Origin of the sequence: Tritonibacter mobilis (genome assembly GCF_001681715.1) — a bacterium.
Lineage (GTDB): Bacteria > Pseudomonadota > Alphaproteobacteria > Rhodobacterales > Rhodobacteraceae > Epibacterium > Epibacterium mobile.
This window is the reverse complement of sequence record NZ_LNWY01000005.1, coordinates 195,992-215,367: the sequence shown is the minus strand read 5'-3', so window position 1 is coordinate 215,367 and position 19,376 is coordinate 195,992. Positions and strand designations below refer to the sequence as shown.

Genomic DNA, 19,376 nt, shown 5'->3' with positions numbered 1-19,376 from the left:
TCTACGCCCCCGCCGGGGGGCGGGCCTTTCCCGCTGTCGCCTCCCCATCACCGGTGCCGGGTGCATCACCCTTTGGGGGTGGGAAGGCTTTGGCGATGGCGTCGCCCACAAAGGGCACCACCTGCCGCGCACCACCCGCCGCATCGACCAGCGCAATTGCCTCTTCGCGGCTGACGCCTGCGCCATCCTCCAGCCCCGCCGCCAGTGCCGAGATCAACAGGCGCACACCGCCTTTGCCCTGAATCAGATCATCCAGGAGCACATCAAAGGCTGTGCCATTATTGTCTTCTTCAAAGCGCATCAGCGCGCCGGTGGTGAAGCGCAGTTTGTGGGTGCTTTTGCCCTGCTTCAGTGTTGCTGCCGCAATCATCCCTTAGCTCCCTTTGGTCCAGCTGATGAGCCCGGTGGGGCGCAGTTTGAGATCGGTCATCAGGTCGCCCTCATGGTCGACCGACGGCACCGACGGGTTCACGAAGGCTTTGTAGGCAAAGACATCCCCCGTGGTGGCCTGACCCTCCATCTGCGGCAGCTTCACCCGGAAGAACACGGGCTTGCCTGCCGCCTTATAGGCCGCCGCCTGCTCATAGAGTTCGGAGGAATAAAAGCAGCTCAGCGTGAGCTCGCTGGTGTCGGTGAGGCCCACGCCCCATTCACGCGACCGACCGGGGCTATCCAGCGAGGTGCGGTCCCGGTATTCCGGGTTTTCCTCGGGGATGCCCACGGTTTTACAGCCCTTGATGACGACAAATGTCGCCTCTTCTCCATCCGGGGACCATTCAATATCCGCCAGATCGCCTGCGATGACATTCTCTGCCATGGCTCGTCCTTTCATAAAGTAGTGGAAAGCGCCGGTTGCCCGGCCACATCAGGCGCGGTAGCGCACCTGCACATCCAGCATTTGCAGCCGGATCACATCACCGCCGGTCTCCACATGGGAATCCCGCCGGGTCAGCTCTTTGATGCGGATCACCGATCCGCCGCGATAGGTGGTGAGCGTGGTTGAGACCTCGCGGCCAAGGCTCAGCAACGCGCCATAGGTCTTGGCGGCAATGTTCACCTGCACCCGCGCGGTCTCGAGATCCGCGCGCCCCCGGAGCGAGTAGCGCGTTACTGTGGAGATCCGCTGCAGGCTGATGCGGGGAAAGCCCACATCTCTGTCAAACGCGCCCCAGACCACCGGATGTCCCAGAGGTTTGAGGGCCTCTCTCACCTCGCGCTCCATACTCATGCGCGCGCTGCCTTGCGCCGGGCGCGCTCCAGGCTTTTCTCGATCTCCGCCCAAACCTCGCGTTTGAGTGTCGCCAGCATCATGGCTTGGCTGGCGTCCCAAGCCGGGCGCAGGAAAGGCCGCGCGGGCATCGACCCGGTGGCGCGTCGAGTGGAGCTTTGCACGCGGGGGCCGGTGCCAAACTCATAAAGATGCGCATGCGGGGCATCACCGCCATCTGGCTCAACCGGTCCCACATAGAGCACCACCTTGCTGCGCCCTCGATCTCCGCGCGCCTCACGCGCCTGGCGGGCGGTCAGCTTGGCGGTCACCGCAATGGCAAAGGGCGAGGCCGCCTCCGCCATCTGTGCCGCCGGTTTGAGGCTCTTCTTCATGGCGCGCCGCATCACCCCTTTGGCGGTGCCACGCGGCAGTGCTGCCAGCGCGCGCTCAATGTCGCCCGCGCCCTTGATGCGCATTTTGACGGCCATCAAGACACCTCCGGAATCTTCCAGGCGGTGATCTCGATCTCTCCTTTAAAGCCGCGCTGTTTGAGGCCGGTGATCTGCCAATCCGCACCGTCAAACCGCAGCCGATGCGCGCCGGTGATCTGTACCATGGGCCCCGACCACAGCACCCGGAACCGTGCATCGCTGAGCTGTTCCACCGCCGCCGCCCGGAGCCGCTCGCCATCGCTCACCGGCTCATAGGCCGCCCAGCGATAAAACAGCGTGTCCCAGCCGGTGACCTCTTCTTCGCCCGCATCATTCTCTTCGCGCCGTGCCTCAAGAAAGAGAATGCGGCGATTCCGTTCCGTGATGCTCATCACCGCCACCAGCTTTTATAGGGGGCCACCAGATGCGCGATCGACAGGGGCACCTCTGCCGGTTTGCCCTCCATGACCACCGGAGACCGCGCCTGATAAAGATGCGCGGCAAACAAGAGGATGGCATGACAGATGGGTTTTGGCACATCGGCAGCTGTGCCAAAGCCTGCAGTAAAGCGGATCTTGAGCGGCAGCGGGCAGCGCCCCGGGCGGGGCCAGTTGCGCGTCTGGACATAGAACCGCCCGCCGAGCTCAAAGAGCTCAGGTGCGGTCACGACCTCCCAAGTTCCTGCAGGCGTATAGACCTCGATCTGATCCACCGAGGCCACCGGGCCCAGCATCAACTCCACCGATCCACCTGCTCCGGGCACATGGGGAAAGCTCTGCTGCCAGACCTGATGCACCAGCGCGAGGCCCAGCTCGCCATCGTCACCGTCAAACTGTGCCACCGCCACATCCAGACAATGCTGCAGGTGGCCATCCTCTTCGCCCTCTTCCAGCCGCAGATGCGCGCGCAGTTGGGCGAGATCCACCGGCACCTCTGCCGGTGGGGTAAGACGCTCCATCGCCATGGCTCAGGCCGCTTTCATCTGTAGGACCTTGATGGCCTTGGTCTGCGCCGGGGCCCCATCGATGCGATGCACGCCCATGATGGCGAGGTTGGGGAAGAACTTCTCGCGCGCCACGCCAAGGAGCGGATTGCCCACTTTGCGCACGTAATATTCCGAGAAGTCACCGTAAGCGATGGGTTTGGTGCCCGCACCGATCTGTGCCATCGCCTGGTTAAATGACACAGGCCGCCCATTGAGCGTGGCAGGCACGCCCTTGGTGACATCGCCATCGGACCACAGATAGCGGCCATTGCCATCCTTGAGCTTGCGCAGCGCCTTCACCGACTGGTCATGCATCTGGTAGCGCACCTTGGGCCCGCCGCGATAGGCCGGGTCCACCGAGTGCTCCAGATCGAGGATCTCATCAAAGGTGAGCGCATCTGTAGCAGCCGCCACATGGCCCACCGGCGCGCCGGTCACAAAGCCCAGAGGCTCATTGTTGCCGCTGCCGGTGGTCAGCCAGGCATTGCCCTTGCGCCCGATCCGCTCGCCGATCAGCTTGCCCAGAAGTGGTTCAAAGCCAAAGGCGGAATCCTGCGCCAGCTCAAAGGACCATTTGATCCAGGGCGTCGCCAGCGCATAGGCCAGCAATGTGGTCTTGCCGAGTGCAATGTCACCGCTGTCGTCGTCCTTGCCCTCATCGCCCTCCGCGTGGGGTTTGGCCTCTTGGGTGGTGTCATCCACCGTGGGCAGATCAAAGGGCGCGCCATTGGCGAGGTTGATCTCCGTGGCAATCTGCCCATCCATCATCGGGCCATGGGCGGCCGCGGCCACATTGATAAAGCCCGCCAGAGTGGTGGGCACCAAAAAGCCACCCTGCGCGCCGGTGCCTGCGTTTTGCGCCCGGTCTTCGCGATAGCCCCGGCGCAGGGCCGCGCGCGCTTCACGGTCCAGCTCCGACAGATCCGCCCCGGTGGCCAGGTAAAGCCGGAAGGCCTCGCGGTATTCTTCGCTCACATCCGCGTCGGGCTGATGGCGGGTCTCGTCCTGACCCGGACGGCGGCTTTCGCGCTCTGCACGCTCTTCCTGCTCGCGGCGTTCTTCGGCCTCGCGCTGTGCTTTTGCCGCCCGCTCTTCGCGCTCGGCCTCTTTGATGAGACCGTCGTATTGATCCATCATCGCGTCGAACTTGTCATTGGCGGCGCGCGCCTCTTCCAATGGTGTTTTGTCGGTGATCCCATCGCGCAGGCTGGTGGCCTCGGTGAGAAGTTTCTGTGCGTTCTCGCGCAGTTCTTTGATCTTGCTCATGATATCCTCATTGGATGTGGTGATGGATGTGGTGGTCTGCGCTTGCCCAAGGCGCGGCATGGAAAAGGGCAGGACAAAGCGCCGATCAGCGCAGCCCCGACAGACGCCCGCGCATCTGCATCCGGCGGCGCACGCAGAGCGCGCTGCCGCCAAGAGCCGCCGCTTTGGAGCGAAGGCCAATCTCTGTGCCCTGATAGGCAGGGTCGGTCACAATCGAGACATCGAAGAGCCGCACCGAGCCGATGCTGCGCAGCGGATGCGCGCCGCTCTCATCCCAGGTCTCTTTCTCGGCGATAAAGGCAAAGCTCATCTTGGAGAGATCGCCGCGTCGCATCTTGGGCAGGATCCGCTGCACATCCGGATCCTGCCGGTCCAGCTCCGTCTCCACCCGCAAGCCGCGCTGATCCTGCGACAGCATCAGCGTGCCGGAGCTGGTGCGCGCCAGCGGCAGGCCTTCATGGTCAATCAAAAAGGTCACATCATCGCGCCGGTCCAGCGCGGCGCTGAAGGCCCCGGCCTCCACCACCTCTTCCCAGCCCCATTTATCCAGCGGGCCGATGGCGGTGCGCTCGCCAAACACCGCCGCATAGCCCGTGACCGCCAGCGGTTTGTCTGTGTCTTCGCGCAGCTCAATGGGCGCGACGGCGCAATAGCGCACCTCGCGTGTTGGATCGCTCATCCAAGCCTCCGTTAGTTTGTGTTGGTGTCCGCGTTGTCGTCCTGATCGTCAGGATCGGCATCGTCATCTGGCTCTGGTGCAACCGCGCCCTTGGCAAAGGCCTTGCCCGCCAGCTCAATCGGCACGGTTGCGCCCTGTACCAAAAGCACATCGCCCCCGGGCAGCGGCGCGCGGTTTTCCAGCGCGCGCCCTTCATTGGGGGTCATCAAGCCGTTCTGGATCGCTTTGACAATCGCCTCGATGCGGGTCTTGAAGTCGCCCCGCATCATGCCGTCGAGGTTCAGTTTGACATAGCGCTTGGAGCCGCGCCCGAAGATCTTCAGCGTCAGCTCCTGTTCGAACTTCTTCACCCAGCGCCGCAGCGTGTGTTTGACCAGGTGAAGATCCTGATGCTCGATATTGTTGTAATTGCCCTTGCTGAGTTCCTGCAGGAACACCGGTGGCAGCTGATAGATCCGCGCCACTTGCCCCACCGCAAAGACCTGCACCGGGGTGAGCTGCATCTTCTCCGGATCATCGCCGAGCCGCTTCAGCTCATGCCCCGCTGGCAGCGGCAGCACCGGCTTGCCCTCATCCGCTGCCCGCCGCGTCACCCGCATCAGATCCGCCGCTGAGCGCATCATTTCCTTGGCGGCCTGGAATGGGCCCGTCAGCACATAGGGCGGCACGCCGTTTTTGCCAAAGACCGTCAGCGCATAGCGATTGGCATTTAGGCCCTGGCGGATGGCGCTGGCGCAGGTCATCACCGGGTTGTGGCTGCTCACATGATCCGGTTTGAGCAAAAAGGCGATGTCGATCACATCCCGGCCCGGGTAGGTCTTCACCCGCCCGGAAGGCTCGCGGTAGTCATAATAGAGCCGCCCCTGATCCTTGCGCACCGTGGTGCGGTGATACTCCATCGGAAACAGGTTGATCACACGTCCCTGCGCGTTGCGCTCGATGTAGGTATAGGCGCGCCCGGGGCCAAAGACCTCGGCAAAGAAGGTCTCGCGCCAGCTGAACGACGTGGTGCTGTCATTCACCGCCGCGCCCAGCACATCCACCACACCGCCTTTGAGCTTCTTGTCGCCGCCCTCATCATTCGTGGCCTCAAAGACCTCGATGGGTAGACCGGCCATGGCCGCCGACAGGAAGTTGATCGCCGCCCAGACCCCGGGCAGCGACAGCGCCTCGCGCATGCTCACCCCTTCGCCCACCTCACCGGAGAGCACCTGCGCAATCGCCGCCTCACCACTGTCCACCACCTCGGCGCGCTGTTCTGGCAGGCCTGCGCCCTCAGTCGCCGCGCGCCTGCGCCACCCCATCAATCCCACAGCATATCCTCCAGAGAATACTCATCATCGCCCCAGGGCGAGTGTTCCTTGCCCGCCCGCTCGCGGCACAGCGCAATCCCCGCCGACATCGCCAGCGAGACCATGCCGTCGATGCGACCATGGGCCTTTTCCTTGTCAAACATCCGGTGCCCGGTGCGGTTCTCCGCGTAAGTCACCGAGGCCGCCATACTGTCCAGGAGCGGGTTCTGCGCCACGGTCTGGCGACCGTCATAGATGGCGTTTTCCAGCTTGTTGATGGAATCCGGCATCCACAGATAGATCTCCACCTCTTGCCCCGGATTGGTGGGATCCGGCACCTTCTCCAGCACCCGCTTCTGAAAGCCCTGCGGATGCACCTCGGTGGGCAGCACCAGGCCTTTTTCCGCCAGACTGTCTTTGAGCCGCTCCAAGCCGTACTGATCGCAGGCAATCACCTCCGGCTGATAGCGGGAGGTGAGATCTGCCAGCGCGTCGGCCAACCAGGGGTATTTAAGCCGATCCCCCGGCACCGCCTCGATGAACCCCTGCCGCACCCAGAGATCATAGGGCGCCTGATCGCGCGCCGCCCGCTCCATCAGCGTGCCTTCCGGTGTCCAGAACCAGCTCTTGGAGACCAGGTGCTCGGCATCCTTGGTGGCATCGAGCACCCAGGTGAGGGTCAGTGCCGAGAAGTCGCGCACCTGGCTCAGATCCAACCCGCCAAAACAGGGATAGCCCTGCGCGGTCAGCTCTTCGGGATCCACCTCGCCATGACAGGCCATCCAGGCCTCGCGCCGGATCGCCGCCGTCACCGATTGCGTCCACTGGCAAAAATGCAGCCGCGCAATGCCGTTGCGCTTGCCCGGCATCATCTTGGCCTGGTTCACCACCTTAGTGAGATATTCCTCATCGATGGTGACCCCCAAAAGCGGGTTCACTTTTACCCAGCAGCTCGGGTCATTCTCCCAATCATCGCCCTCATCCAAAGAACAGATGAAGGCGAATGTGCTGTCATCCTCGACCGCGCCGGTCACCACATTGACGCCGTGCTGGTGCTCCTCCCAGCAGATCGATTTTTTGTCGGTGCCGGAGTTGGTGGCCATGCACAACAGCGGCTGTTTGCGGAACTTAAAGCCCCGCTCCAGCATATCGATCACATCCCGGTTGGGATGCTCATGCACCTCATCGGTGAGCGCACAATGGGGACGCGGGCCCGATTGCGCCTTTTCCGCCGAGAGCGGTTTGAACTTGCGCTTGTCGCCCCCGCGCCCCCGGTAGGTCATCTGCCAGACGGGGTTCTCGCCCTGCTGCTGCACCGTCCGCTTCAGCACCGGCGATTGATCCACCATCGCCACCGCATCCTGGAACAGGATCCCCGCCTGGTCTTTCTTGGCCGCCGCCGCATAGATCTCGGCCCGCGGCTCGCCATCAGCCACCATCATGTAAAGGCCAATGCCGCCCAGCATCGGCGATTTGCCGTTGCCCTTGCCTTCCTCATCGTAAAACCGCGTGAACCGCCGGAGCCACGCCCCGTGCTGGGCGCTGTATTTTTGCCAGCCAAAGAGCGAGCCGATGCGGAACGCTTGGCTTGGGTGCAGCTCAAAAGGCCGCCCCTCGAACTGCCCGCCATTGAGCCGCAGCACCTGCGGAAAGAAGCGGATCGCCCGCAGCGCTGCCGCCAGATCCCATTTGAGCCCGCGTTTGGGCCCCTCCACAAGATCGCGCAGATGCCGATCTGCTGCCGCCCGCACGTAAGGCCCGGCCACAACCTCACCGGCCTCAACCGCTTGCGCCCAGGCTGTCACCGGATCCTCACTGGCCGAGACCCGCGCGGAAGACGCGCTCACGTCAGATAGCTCTCGGGCCCATTGGGATCGGCAAAGCTAAACCCCATCTGCCCCGCGCCCGACAGACCCCGCTCCGCCGCCGGCGTCATGCCAAAGTCATTGGCCAGCCCGCGGATCTGGCGGAAGGTCTCATTGAGCTGCGCCACTTCGGGCCGCGCCTTGATCTGCACCCCGTTGCGCGTCTCGCTCTCATAGGTCTCGCCGGTTTCCTCGAGCTCGAGCTCCAGACGTTCAAACCGCAGCACCGCTTTGCAGAGCTGTTTGAACATCATCACATTGCTGGGCTTCAACCGATCCACCGTCGGGTGACACAGCGGCAGCGCCAGCCGGTCAAAGGTCCAGCGCAGCTCACCGGTCAGCCCCTCGGGCCGGATCTCCTCCAGGCGCATCCGCGCCCGCTCTTCCAGATTGTGAAGCGGCGCACCCTCTTCCGCGAGGGCCACCACTTTTTCCTCTGCCGGTCTGCGCCCTCGCATATCCCGATCAACTCCTTGTTCATGTGGCTTTTTCTATTCAATTTCCACTTTGCACAGACAAAGGCTCCCCCTCCGGTTGCCAGTGCTTCCGGAATTCCTTCGAACCCTCCCCCCGGGGCATTCGCTCCGCTGCGTCAGCGGTTGGCGGGGTGCTGTGGATCTACCGGCCAGCCATCCGCGCCGCGCTCTTCCGAGAACCCGCGCGCCTCCAGCCGTTGTTTGTTCTGATCATGATCATCCGGGCACAGCGTCTGCAGATTGTCCGGATCCAGAAACAGCGCCGGATCACCCCGGTGTGGGATCACATGATCCACCACCAGGCGGCAGCGCTTTGGGTTACCCTGTCGTGTGCCCGACGCGGTCAGCGAACCATCGTTCAAGATCCCCCGCCGCAGACACGCCCGGCACAGCGGCTCCCGCGCCAGATGCTCAGGCCGCAGCCGCCGCCGCCACGCCGACAGGTTGTACAAATGGTGATACTCGCTCCGTGCCGTCATACCATACCCCCGGAACGCAAAAGCGCCCGACGGTTTCCCGTGGGCGCAGTTGTTGATGATGCATATTTACTGGCATGCCGGTGACAACTGCGTCAAGGGGGGTAAAGCAGTTAAACTGTGACGAAGATTTTCATAGCAAGAAACCTTCGGCTCTATAAATTAACCCAATCGGTCCACCCATGCGGGAATTTAGGTTCAATACGCGATGATCTGATAATCTCAACAGATCTTACTTGGAATATTATGAAGTAATCTAGGAAAAAGAGGCCCCCACAAAACCGAGCTGTCTCTGCGCCGAGGCGACCAATTGAAGGTCGGGCTCAATATCCCGTTTGCTAGTCTGAAGAAGGACTGATAAACGTTCTAGCTTTCTAATGTTATTCGCAATGATGTCAGATTCCGCCTCGTCGAGAACTTTCTTCTTTTTCACCTCTTCAGACCAAATTGTTAAACCATTGCAAATTGAGGTAACCACTCCTCTTGTTTGAATATTCAGGTCAATAAGATCGAAACCTAAATCCGCAACATTTAGTTGATCTCTAGGACGTTCTACAGACATTTTCCGGCTATTCATTGCATAATCAGCGAGCTTGTTTTGATCACGCATAAGTTTACCGAAGAAATCAGGAGCCAGCGGACTGTTTTGAATCTTATCTGATATTTTATAAACCCCATCCATCGCATGTTTTGAAGCTTCATGATGGCTCCCTCTCGCAATGGCAAGGTCTATCAGTTTGTAAACAGCCAAAAGGTAAGATTCTAAGTTTGGATCTTTGCTCGTGGATTTAAATCTCCTCCCGTCAGTAAATGACTTCAATCCTTGCCAATCTCCAATTCCTTTTTTTGACTCCACAACATAATCAAAAAGCTCATTTCGCCCACAAGAGAACCTCAACGCATTAGTGCAAGCATCATCAGCATTTTGATAATTCGATGGTTTCACACTAAGGTACGCTCGCGCAAGAATACACCAAGCATCACCATTCTTTGGATTTCGCTTGGCGAGCCTATCAGCCAATATTAACGCTTGCTCAGGTTCACCTTCATCCAGACATCGCAGTATTTTTCGAATACTACGCCCAACCTCACGCGTAGCATCACCTTGGTTCTGACGAATAATCGCACAACGCCGTTCAACATCTTGAGCCCTATTTCCAAGTTTTTTCTTTAGAATCCCTGCAGAAATAATAAGTTCTTTTGAGGTCGAGAGAACTACATCACCCTGATCATTTTCCTTCTTTCCAAGCAAGTGGAATGATTGCAACTCGTTTATGTGGTCAGATAGCGATTTCCTTGAGATCTCGAGAGCCTCAAGAAGCTCATCCGAACTGACCTCTCCTAATTTTACAGCTGCAAATAAAACAGAAGCGCTACCAGTGGAAAGACGATCCAATTCTCTCTTGAACGCAAACTCCCTCACGTCCTCTCCGTCGTGGGAAGCCCATTTCTCACATATCTCTTTTGGATTTTCGCCCAAGCTGGCCATCCTGACAATGGCGCTGGCAAAAAGTGGTGAGCCAGAAGAAGTCGAAAATACTTTTTTTGAGAGGCGAGGCTGAAATTTCTGCAATCCAAATTGATCGCACAGATTGTCAATGTGGAGATAAAACGCTTCTTCATCCAGGCCAGCAATCTTCACAACGGATGTGGGAGACAAACCTTGGTCAAGCCGAGAAGTTAGAAGAAATTTACTTCCAGCATGCTCCCTATCCACAGTCCGAAACCCAATTTCTTGCATAACTGCTGCGCATTCTCTTTGCTTTTCCGGTGATAGGCTATCTAAGTCATCAACGACCACAAAAGATGGTCTGTAAGTCAACGCCTCAACTAGAATGTCCGGGTATTCATCTTCATCCGTGTCATCTCCAATTGAGCTCTGGCCCGCCAATAACACAATTAACCTTTCAAGTAACTCCTTCACCGTGGAGAAATCATGACGGGTGGTCTTAACCATATCGCCGCGCAGAGCTGCATAGGTTGTTTTTTTTGCTGAAACCCATGCAATATATTCAAAGTCCCCGGCTCCCGCAGACGCCAACTCTTCGCAAAAATGATATGCGACAGATGTCTTGCCCAAGCCACCAATCCCAGAAATCAACTTCACTGGGCTTCGCTTGTCTGTGATCCAAGACCTAAGTGAGCAAAGCTCTTGGTCTCTTCCTACGAACTTAACCATGTCAGGATCGCGGGGCGGGAGATTTGATGGAATAATTTCTTCGCTAAATTCTTGAGTTTTTGGAGAAAAAGTGCGCTCAGAAAAAAGAAATGCCCAGTCTTCGGGTGAGTTTTCTGCAGGCCGACATTCATCAAATTTTCGAATGTAAGTTGAACCTTTTTGGTATGCTGGTTTTTTTGCTTCACTTGCAGGGGCGTGCTTTATAAATTTTACAGGGTCTTCCGCTCTACGCCTCCTAGGAACTAAGAGTATTAGAACTCTTCTCCCCTCCACTTTTAGGGTATTTTGATAGAGCTGTATATCTGCCCCGGTATGCGACTTAATTCGCTTCGAGATATCGCCTAAATCAAGGGTGTGATCACACCCTATGACACGATCATGACCGGCATCCTCGACGCCAAAGACAATATAGCCACCATATGAGTTGTGAAACGAGACGATATCTTTAATAAGTTCATGAATTTCTAATTTATGAACCTCCCTTGCACTGGCGCCCGGTTTCTCACCTAGTACAGGAGGTTTTCTTTTAAAGTCCCATAGTTCAGTCTCGAACGCGAGTGGGCTTCCATCGGGAAAGAGAGATCTAATAACCTCTCCGCCAATATCTGTGTTTTTGATTAGTTGAAATAGGTCGGATTTAATACGATCAGTCTGCACAGAGATACACCAATTTTTGATTTCGCAACAACAACGTAACTAAGGGATTTGAGCCCGACAACCATGATCATGACTTCACCACTGGGCCGATCAGGCCCAGAAACAATCGAACCCAGCTAACGATTACAATATAGCTCGATACAATCACACTGGACAACCAGCGGGACCAACTTGATTGTCCAATTCAAGTTGCGTGGCTCAACGGACAGCCACCGCTGCATATCGTCGTCAACGAACCATCCGCTCCAACACCTCAGCCAAAGCCTGCCGCAACGCCCCGACCGTCTGCCCTCGGACACTCCACCCATGCGCCCGCAGCACCGCGCTGATCGGCTTGTCCTCCAGGCACACCATATCCACCAGATGCTGATCCGTGATGTTCACGCATGAGCCCCGTTTTGAAGGTCTGATCTTGCGCACAGCCATGGCAGTGCCTGTGCCGATGCGCCTTTGGATGCGCTCGATCTCTTTGCGTTCCCGCAGCACTGCATCGATGAAGCTGCCACTGCCACCACCGCCGCTGCGGAGTGCCTCAACAGAAGAACACCGGATACCGGCACAAGCGTGACGCTCCACCAGATCCCGGTAATACCGTCCTGCGGCCACCTGCGCACGGGTGAAAGGCGCGGGCTTGCCGTTGCTGGCCGCCTTTGCTGTCATCACGTCGAAGACATCCGCCCGCTGCATCGCCGACCGGCTACGATAGCCTGAAGGGCGGGCGACCCAGTCGTCTTTGCCGTCAGGAAACAGGCTCATCGGCTGGAACACGCGGATTGCTCCCCGGGCTGGTGCCTCGGGGATGGCGTCACCGCAGACCTCGGGCACATAACCCTGCACTTTCACGGCTTCTATACGTTCCGCATCCGCCTGCAGGCGCAGCTGGCGCGCTGCCATGAACTTTGCCACCGGGGTCAGATCTGCCACGCCATCAGATGCCACGATCACAACATGCTCACTCATGCTGCTGCACCCCGCTGCGCCTGGTCTGCAATCTCCCGGCATTTCTGCAGCGCTTCAGACCGCCGCGCGCGAAAGCTCTCATCCTCCATCGACAACCGATCCCCACGGCCAGCGCGCATCTCGATATCCGCCATCCGGCGCACAGCCCCATCCGCCTCATTGCGGATCTGGGTGATTGTGTATGGCCCTGGCCAAACGCGCGCACCGCGCAGGTAACGCAGCAACTCCGGTGCCCAGCCCTCAGCAAGTGCCTTATGTCCAAGTTCGTCTGTAAAGGCCTTCAACAACAACGGCGAAGGCCCGCTGTCCGGGAACTGGATATCGCGCGCCTTGTTCAGGATCTTGAGCCCAATGGGGAACCTGTCCTTATCCTTACCGCCCGGGTGCGCCTCAACCCAATCCCGCAAGATCGCAAGGTTTGCCGGGGTCATATACGCCAGCTTCTGACGCAGCTCACGGAGCATCACCGCAAACTGCGCCTTGGTCAGCGTGGAAGGCCGTGCCAGTCCCAACGCCTCCAGCGGCGTGATCAACAAATCCTGCACTCGCGCCTCACCGGCTGCCTGTTCTTTCGTATTCATTCCTGCACCTCTTCTTCTCAGCGTTCCGACATATCCACAGGCTGCTCGGCCCGAGTGGGAGCGGAACGAAATCTCATTTCATATTCTCTCATTTCATTTCCTCTCTTATGTCTGGAACTGTTCCATTCTGTTCGGAACTGTTCTGGTATGTTCCGTTCTGTTCCGCCCACAGGTGGCCGGATTTCTTCAATGATTTCAGGGAGCGCGGCGCGGGCGACCCACAATGCCCTCAGAGACTGCCTCTTTGAGGGCACGTCCGATGGAGGCTTGGAACTGCGGCATGCGCCGTTGACCGGGGTGGTGTTTGAGCAGCCAGTCATCCACCCACGCCACGGCCAGCTCATCGGAACACAGATCCTCGCTGCAGCCGATGTCGCGCAGAACCTCGATCAGCCGTTTGCGCCGTGCATAGACCGCCTTGTCTTCATTGCTGGCCTTGTGCTCCAGATGACCGCGCAGCGCGGCCTCCATCACCTCTTGCACCACAGGATGCGCCAGGCGAATTGCGCCATTGTCACAGCGCACCGGGTGCCAGTTATAAAGCGGGTTGAATGCCCGCTCTTTCAGCGAGATCCACCGCTCCAACGGCAACCCCAGCAGAAACGCCAGACTGTCATCGTCGCTGGGTAAGGTCCCTAAGGGGGCCTCACCATGCGATTTGAAGAACAGCTCCATACCAAAAAAGCCGACTTCCGGGTCACGGTAAGCCTTGCGCCGGAAGTCGCTGCGGTCATAGCGATCATGGTTGAACGGCATGAAGTAATGCGAGTCCAACCGGCTTTCTGCTGAGATCGGGTATTCCGGCAGATCTGAGGCCTCCACCAGTTTGACCTGCGCAACCTGTGTCATTTGACCCTCACCAGGTTACGCGGCCCAACGGCATCTTTGATCTGATCCAGCGTCTTGGACATCGAGGACACGCGAGAGATGACAGCCTCAAGGCTCTCCACCTCCAATTTCGCAGCGGTCAGGCGCGCCTGCGTGTCCTGCATGAACTTGCGGATTTCATCGCCAAGGGCGGCCATGTCGTCATTGCTGCCACCCGGCCCAAAGAACTCATCCCGAATGCCCGCGACCCAGCCCGGCATGACATTCAGCACCTTGGCCACCGTGTCATCAGTTTCGCCACCGCAGTAGCACTGCCGATCATGATCATAGACCTCGCTTAGGATTTCCATGATCTCGCGCTTTTGCACCCGCGTCGGTTCACGCGGGGCCGTTTCGGCAGGTGTTTTCTGCTCTGTTTTTGCTGCCATTTTCTCCACCTTTCTTTTTGCCTCACAGGTGCCGCACCGCAGCCGTTTGCCGATGTAGGACCACCCCAACCGTTGAATTTTTGACACCGCCTGGCCGTGCCCGTCGCTGCCATCCCGCCCATGGCGGGCCGCGACCGTGTCCTCGCGCCCGCAATCATCGCAAATGCAGCGGTAGCGCGGTGCGCCGCGCGCATCTCGAACTGGATCAAGCGCCATAGCGGCCCCCTGTTGCGCACAACATCAGGCCGCCTCCCCGAACAGGGCTGACAGCTCGCTATCCAGCGCCTCGATCATCCGCGGACCGCTATCTGCCGCGGGAGCCTGCACCATCTTGCGATAGGCCCCGGCCCAGCCGCGATAGCGGCAAATCTGGGTGCAGGTGCGCATCGAAGCGCCGGTAAATTGCGCCATATCTTGCAGGGTGCATTCGCCGGCACTGTCCTGGATCAGCCACCAGATCTGATAGGCAATCCGCTCGATCCGGGGTGAGGAATTCTGCGCCATCATGCGGCCCTCGCCAATTGATCCTGAAAGAACGCCGCCGCGCCGGGATCGGTCAAGATCATCAGTAAGGCGGTATGGCTGGCGGGCGCTGTCACCGCGCCCCACCAGTTGAGCGCTGTCTGAAACGAGACATCGCAGAACAGCGCCACCTCGCGCGGGCTGTGAAACCGCGCGTGGAAATAGGCCGACCAAAGGTCAGGCGCGCTGATCTTCAGCGCATAAGGATCCAACTGATTTGACCAAGACGCTTGGTCAGCTGACGTGCCACGCTCATCGCATGGCACGTCATTGTTCACGATCAGGGTTAGACGCGGGCGGCTCATGCAGCGATATCTCCCTCACTCTCGGGAGGAGGGTTCTCCAACATATGCTTTCGGATCTTGTCCACTGTGTGCAGCGTCGGGCTCGACTTACCATCGTTCCAAGACGCCCACTGCCCCCAGCTCGCGCCAATCGCTTGCCGCAACACGTGTTGCGGGGTGCGACCAACAGCATCAGCGTAGGCGGAGAGTTCTGCGAGAAAATGTTCCATATCGCTTTATTGGGTAAGTATACCCGAAATTACAAGGGTAAACTTCCCAATGTCGTTACGCGAATACTGTGGGTATAATTCCCCAATGCTAAACGAGAGCGAAAAATTTCTGGAAGGCCTCCGACAAATCATGGAGGTACGCGGCTTGAAAGATGCCCCGCTTTCAGAAGCAGCAGGCTTGCATCAGTCATTTGTAAGAGATCTGAAACGTGGAAAAGCGGCATCCCCGAAGCTGTCGTCTGCCGTTCGACTTGCACAAGCTCTCGAGATGTCAGTCGAAGAGGTGATGAGTTGGGCTGACGGGGCGCCCGAAGGAAAAGCAACAATCGCTATAGCAGGTAAAGTTGGTGCAGGGGCACAAGTCCCAGTGTTTGATGCCTACGAGAAAGGTGCTGGCCCTCAAGTCGAGTGCCCTGCGGGCCTCTCACCCCATGGAATTGTGGCCGTTGAAGTTGAAGGTGACAGTATGGAGCCAGTCTATTCAGCAGGCGACCTGTTATTTTACTCACGAAACGGCCATGACAGTGTCCCAAGCGATGTGATCGGTCACAGATGTGTATGCGAGGATATCGAAGGTATGGGATGGGTAAAGCAGGTGAAGGCAGGAGATGAGCCAGGCATGTTTCATCTGATCAGCTTGAACCCAGGCGCGAATAACATCTGGAACATTCGTCTCAAATGGGCAGCTAGAGTAAAGCTTCATTGGCCGCGAGAATTGGCAAAAAAAAGTTAATTTTCAGGATATTGTGCGCATCACAAGCGTAGTTTGTGATTATGCACCACAATCCGGCATAGCCCCAAGAATGGTCTCGGGATCGGGTCGAAGAGCGTCCGGCAAATCTTGCAGAACTTCGTCGACGACTTCCCCTGATAGCACTGCAACTGTGCACGCATACATTCGACGTGAACCTTGTGGATTGTCCGCCAACCAATCTTGGTAGTCCTGTTCTTCAAAATACGCCATTGCCGCTGCTCCCGCGACAGGTATGGCGACTACAACACGCCTCAGCCTAGCCTTTGCTTTAACTTTAGCAACCGCTTCGGCTAGTTCCCTCCTGTGAGCCGTCGCCATCGATGCAGTCCTTGCGCCAATTGCCGCCACTGTCGTGGTCATCTGAAAAGCCCAAACACCTGCGGCGATGCTTGTTGCGGCGAGCGCCAGACAAAGCCAACCTAGAAAAATTGCGCTCCGAAAAATCTTGAAGTTCTTCTTCATTCTAAAATGCTTACAACGACTACTCCTAACCCATCTATCGCAAATGCACTTACACCTGAAGTGGCTTTACTAGAGCTAAGGAAAAATCTCACAAGCGCCATAAAACAGAAAATATGGGTATACTTACCCAACATCCATTGACTTGGGTATACTTCCCAACTACCAATCTTCCATCAACCGATGGAGGATTGAATGCAAGACAGACTGGAAACCGTGCTGCGGGATGCGCAGCAGATCGCAGGCTCACCCGAGGAACACCTCGACAGCCCGCACCTCTTCACAACTGCATGGGCAACACTGAAGGCCGCGCGCGGTCAGGGCTTTGACCCGGCGCGCCTGCGCGCTGCGCATCTGATCGAGCGACCAGCCCCAACGCCAGAACCGACCGAGCAGGTCCTGAAACGTGTCGGCCACAAGGTGCGCCGCGTCATGGCGGATCGCCAGATCACGCCGCACGGCCCCCATGCGGCGTAAGGCGAGGCGCACCCGCAATGACAAACCCTATCTCTCAAGGTTCCGCACCCATGGTGGACGACCTCCACGGGCTCCGCCCGTCTGAGGTCACTGAACACCTGCGCCGCGTTGGAGGATTGCGCGGCGTAGCCAACACGGAGGTTTCGCACTGCTCTCGCGGTGCGGATCAGGCGCGGGCGGCTCAATCCTCCAAGTTGCCCACCGCCCGCGCATCATCTGCCGAGATCAACACCCTCGCGCTCTATGCGGCGACAGAGGCGCTCAGAGCGACCCCGATGCACCAGAGGTCCGAGCAATTCGCGGAGCTCAGCGGATCTATCATCGCGCCCATGTCAGACGCTTGGCTCTATGACGAGGCGCTCTGGCTGGTCGATCTGATGGGCATTCAATGCACTGGCACATCCCGCCAAAGCGCGCTGAGCGACTGGATCAACACCGCCTCTGCGCGCGTACAGCGCCGCGCCAGCGATGGCCGCCCGGATTGCCCCTACAATGGGCAATTGCCTGCGCCAGCAAAGCGCTGACCACCACTCAAGATACACACCCAAAGACGTGATTGCTCTCGCAGCAATGAAGGATAGCATATGACCCAACAACTCATCGCGGTTGATGCTGGCGCGCTAAGTGACCTCATTGATCGCCTCACCAAGATTGAAACGCTTCTTGCATCGGCAGAGCTGTCGCGACGGGAGGATTGGCTTTCCATTCCCGAGGCTGCGCGCATCCTGAAATGCGATCCGTCTACCATTCGGCGGAAGATCAATAGCGGTGAGCTGAAAGCCAGCGGAAGCGGTAAGACCCGCCGGGTAAAGCTCAGCTAGACGCAATCATCCAGCGAAAGTAGCAGGTGTCGTCGGCATGCAAGGTACGTTGTTGTGGCGCTCCCTTGATGAACTCGCACCATGTTACTTCCTTCCAAGCCTGAGCGGTTAACCGCCGGAACGGGGGCGGGAACGGCTTTTGCTGCGACCAAAAAATGTCCGCACTGCACTGGTTTGGACCAGGCCATTTCGTTAAGCCGCTTACGATATTACGTTGGTAGAGGGTAGCATTCTATTGAATGCACCCTGCATCTCGCGTAGCCCATGCTCGAAGCCGTCGACAAGTGCGGCTAGACGGACGGGCTCAAGCTCACTACAGCTGGTGCCTACACCAAGGCTCGGTGGAACAAACTGGCTTACGGATGGAAGATTTATGGATTGGGATCAAATCGTAGGTGTAAAGCAAACAGAACTGGTTGATGTCGAACTCCTGAATTTTGACACGAATAACCCTCGCTTCACACCAGACAAACGCCCCGACGTGGATACTGATGCCGCGATTGTGGCTGAGTTGGCCCGTACGGCTGATTTATCCGAATTGGTACAATCAATCGGTACCAGCGGTTACATCAATATCGAACCGCTGGTGGTTGTCGTCCGGGACGGTAAACTGGTTGTCCTCGAAGGAAATAGAAGGCTAGCCGCGCTCAAAGCGCTTCGCGATGGAGAACTGGCAAAGCACGCAAAATTAAGCACCCCGGATTTCGATCATGAGATTCGGGTCACCTTGGACAACATTCTCGTCTACCGCGTCGAGAAAGAAGAAGATGCACGAGAACTAATTGGGTTCAAACACATCAACGGTCCCCAGGCATGGGACGCATTTGCGAAAGCGACTTTCGCTGCGCGGTGGCTGGATTCCCAAACCAATGAACAAAAGCCGTTGACGCTGTTTGAAATTGCAAACCGCATGGGAGACAAGCACGCTACCATTCATAGAATGGTCACGGCCTATTATGTTTTGACGCAGGCTGAGAGGCTCGAGATCTTCCACATGGAAGACAGGTACAAGCGAGCGTTCAGTTTTTCACACTTGTACACGGGCTTGTCCTATAGCGAGTTCACAGACTACCTCGGGATGCCCCGGCCGCAGAGAGATCAAGACCCTTCAAGGGACCCTGTTGGCCCTGAGCATTACGAAAAACTGAAATACGTCCTGACCTGGCTCTATGGCTCGAAAGAGCGTGAAATCCAGCCCGTGGTGCGCAGCCAGAACCCTGATCTGGGTAGAGTTCGGGAAGTTCTCAAGTCAAAGTCCGGAACCAAGGTTCTTGAGCAAACAAGTCACCTTGACGATGCTTTGATTACCGCGACACCAAAAGATCTACGGTTCTCGAAGCACATTGTTGAAGCAAATGGTCAGCTTCGATTGGCGCTGGAAACCCTAGATGGATTCGACCCCGAGTCCCAATCTGAGCTTCAAGAGATCATCGCGTCGGCATCGAAGCGCATTCAGGTTATCAAAGCCACTGTTGATAGCCAAATGGCTGATTTCGAAAAGATTATTGAAGACTAA

The 19,376-nt window shown here is 57.9% G+C and carries 25 protein-coding genes; 5 read left to right on the top strand and 20 right to left on the bottom strand.

Annotated elements, in window-relative coordinates:
* Window position 1: 1 nt before the first annotated feature.
* The 19 genes from UB90_RS05105 to UB90_RS05015 form a co-directional block, all read right to left on the bottom strand.
* Window positions 2-370: a hypothetical protein gene (locus tag UB90_RS05105; RefSeq protein ID WP_065331904.1), complete on the bottom strand. Its 369-nt coding sequence runs from the start codon at window positions 368-370 to the stop codon at window positions 2-4.
* 3 nt (window positions 371-373) lie between these two features.
* Window positions 374-817, bottom strand: a complete 444-nt coding sequence (locus tag UB90_RS05100; RefSeq protein ID WP_065331903.1) for a phage tail protein — start codon at window positions 815-817, stop codon at window positions 374-376.
* Between the two features lie 48 nt (window positions 818-865).
* Window positions 866-1,228 carry a DUF3168 domain-containing protein gene (locus tag UB90_RS05095; RefSeq protein WP_081285527.1) on the bottom strand — a complete coding sequence of 121 codons (363 nt, stop codon included), beginning with the start codon at window positions 1,226-1,228 and terminating at the stop codon, window positions 866-868.
* On the bottom strand, window positions 1,225-1,698 hold the full coding sequence (locus UB90_RS05090) for an HK97-gp10 family putative phage morphogenesis protein (RefSeq protein ID WP_065331901.1): 474 nt from the start codon (window positions 1,696-1,698) through the stop codon (window positions 1,225-1,227). Before UB90_RS05090 ends, UB90_RS05095 begins: the two co-directional genes overlap by 4 nt.
* Window positions 1,698-2,033 (bottom strand): head-tail adaptor protein, encoded by a 336-nt coding sequence (locus UB90_RS05085; protein WP_065331900.1) that lies wholly within the window; start codon window positions 2,031-2,033, stop codon window positions 1,698-1,700. Before UB90_RS05085 ends, UB90_RS05090 begins: the two co-directional genes overlap by 1 nt.
* Window positions 2,033-2,599 carry a head-tail connector protein gene (locus tag UB90_RS05080; protein ID WP_235859283.1) on the bottom strand — a complete coding sequence of 189 codons (567 nt, stop codon included), beginning with the start codon at window positions 2,597-2,599 and terminating at the stop codon, window positions 2,033-2,035. Before UB90_RS05080 ends, UB90_RS05085 begins: the two co-directional genes overlap by 1 nt.
* Before the next feature lie 9 nt (window positions 2,600-2,608).
* Entirely contained in the window at window positions 2,609-3,892 is a 1,284-nt protein-coding gene (locus UB90_RS05075; RefSeq protein WP_065331917.1) for a phage major capsid protein, read from the bottom strand.
* An 85-nt stretch (window positions 3,893-3,977) separates the two neighbouring features.
* Window positions 3,978-4,571 carry an HK97 family phage prohead protease gene (locus tag UB90_RS05070; RefSeq protein ID WP_009177939.1) on the bottom strand — a complete coding sequence of 198 codons (594 nt, stop codon included), beginning with the start codon at window positions 4,569-4,571 and terminating at the stop codon, window positions 3,978-3,980.
* A gap of 11 nt (window positions 4,572-4,582) precedes the next feature.
* Window positions 4,583-5,875, bottom strand: a complete 1,293-nt coding sequence (locus UB90_RS05065) for a phage portal protein (protein ID WP_081285525.1) — start codon at window positions 5,873-5,875, stop codon at window positions 4,583-4,585.
* The gene (locus UB90_RS05060) at window positions 5,875-7,710 is read right to left on the bottom strand and encodes a terminase large subunit (RefSeq protein ID WP_065331898.1); all 1,836 of its coding nucleotides are present in this window, start codon (window positions 7,708-7,710) and stop codon (window positions 5,875-5,877) included. Before UB90_RS05060 ends, UB90_RS05065 begins: the two co-directional genes overlap by 1 nt.
* Window positions 7,707-8,186 carry a P27 family phage terminase small subunit gene (locus UB90_RS05055; RefSeq protein WP_039983245.1) on the bottom strand — a complete coding sequence of 160 codons (480 nt, stop codon included), beginning with the start codon at window positions 8,184-8,186 and terminating at the stop codon, window positions 7,707-7,709. The genes UB90_RS05060 and UB90_RS05055 overlap by 4 nt, the downstream gene beginning before the upstream one ends.
* Window positions 8,187-8,320: 134 nt before the next feature.
* Complete coding sequence (locus UB90_RS05050; RefSeq protein WP_065331897.1) at window positions 8,321-8,683, bottom strand: HNH endonuclease signature motif containing protein; 363 nt, start codon at window positions 8,681-8,683, stop codon at window positions 8,321-8,323.
* A 253-nt stretch (window positions 8,684-8,936) separates the two neighbouring features.
* A complete protein-coding gene (locus tag UB90_RS05045; RefSeq protein ID WP_074712527.1) occupies window positions 8,937-11,516 on the bottom strand; it encodes an RNA-binding domain-containing protein in 2,580 nt (859 codons plus the stop codon).
* Between the two features lie 228 nt (window positions 11,517-11,744).
* Entirely contained in the window at window positions 11,745-12,476 is a 732-nt protein-coding gene (locus tag UB90_RS05040) for a hypothetical protein (protein ID WP_065331895.1), read from the bottom strand.
* Entirely contained in the window at window positions 12,473-13,057 is a 585-nt protein-coding gene (locus UB90_RS05035) for a hypothetical protein (RefSeq protein WP_065331894.1), read from the bottom strand. Before UB90_RS05035 ends, UB90_RS05040 begins: the two co-directional genes overlap by 4 nt.
* Window positions 13,058-13,252: 195 nt before the next feature.
* The gene (locus UB90_RS05030) at window positions 13,253-13,906 is read right to left on the bottom strand and encodes a hypothetical protein (RefSeq protein WP_009178021.1); all 654 of its coding nucleotides are present in this window, start codon (window positions 13,904-13,906) and stop codon (window positions 13,253-13,255) included.
* A complete protein-coding gene (locus UB90_RS05025; RefSeq protein ID WP_065331893.1) occupies window positions 13,903-14,529 on the bottom strand; it encodes a hypothetical protein in 627 nt (208 codons plus the stop codon). Before UB90_RS05025 ends, UB90_RS05030 begins: the two co-directional genes overlap by 4 nt.
* Window positions 14,530-14,553: 24 nt before the next feature.
* Complete coding sequence (locus UB90_RS05020) at window positions 14,554-14,817, bottom strand: hypothetical protein (RefSeq protein WP_235859282.1); 264 nt, start codon at window positions 14,815-14,817, stop codon at window positions 14,554-14,556.
* Window positions 14,817-15,140, bottom strand: coding sequence for a hypothetical protein (locus UB90_RS05015; protein ID WP_065331891.1), 324 nt, complete (start codon window positions 15,138-15,140; stop codon window positions 14,817-14,819). The genes UB90_RS05020 and UB90_RS05015 overlap by 1 nt, the downstream gene beginning before the upstream one ends.
* A gap of 258 nt (window positions 15,141-15,398) precedes the next feature.
* Here UB90_RS05015 and UB90_RS05005 point away from each other — a divergent pair, with 258 nt between their 5' ends.
* Window positions 15,399-16,082 carry an XRE family transcriptional regulator gene (locus tag UB90_RS05005; RefSeq protein WP_065331889.1) on the top strand — a complete coding sequence of 228 codons (684 nt, stop codon included), beginning with the start codon at window positions 15,399-15,401 and terminating at the stop codon, window positions 16,080-16,082.
* Window positions 16,083-16,121: 39 nt separating this feature from the next.
* On the opposite strand, the gene UB90_RS05000 is transcribed toward UB90_RS05005, so the two are convergent.
* Complete coding sequence (locus tag UB90_RS05000) at window positions 16,122-16,565, bottom strand: hypothetical protein (RefSeq protein ID WP_065331888.1); 444 nt, start codon at window positions 16,563-16,565, stop codon at window positions 16,122-16,124.
* A 192-nt stretch (window positions 16,566-16,757) separates the two neighbouring features.
* Between UB90_RS05000 and UB90_RS04995 the strand changes: the two genes are divergently transcribed.
* From UB90_RS04995 to UB90_RS04980, 4 genes are all read left to right on the top strand, one after another.
* The gene (locus tag UB90_RS04995; RefSeq protein ID WP_065331887.1) at window positions 16,758-17,039 is read left to right on the top strand and encodes a hypothetical protein; all 282 of its coding nucleotides are present in this window, start codon (window positions 16,758-16,760) and stop codon (window positions 17,037-17,039) included.
* 17 nt (window positions 17,040-17,056) lie between these two features.
* Entirely contained in the window at window positions 17,057-17,563 is a 507-nt protein-coding gene (locus UB90_RS04990) for a hypothetical protein (RefSeq protein ID WP_065331886.1), read from the top strand.
* Between the two features lie 60 nt (window positions 17,564-17,623).
* The gene (locus UB90_RS04985) at window positions 17,624-17,860 is read left to right on the top strand and encodes a helix-turn-helix domain-containing protein (protein ID WP_065331885.1); all 237 of its coding nucleotides are present in this window, start codon (window positions 17,624-17,626) and stop codon (window positions 17,858-17,860) included.
* A 373-nt stretch (window positions 17,861-18,233) separates the two neighbouring features.
* Window positions 18,234-19,376 (top strand): ParB N-terminal domain-containing protein, encoded by a 1,143-nt coding sequence (locus UB90_RS04980; protein ID WP_065331884.1) that lies wholly within the window; start codon window positions 18,234-18,236, stop codon window positions 19,374-19,376.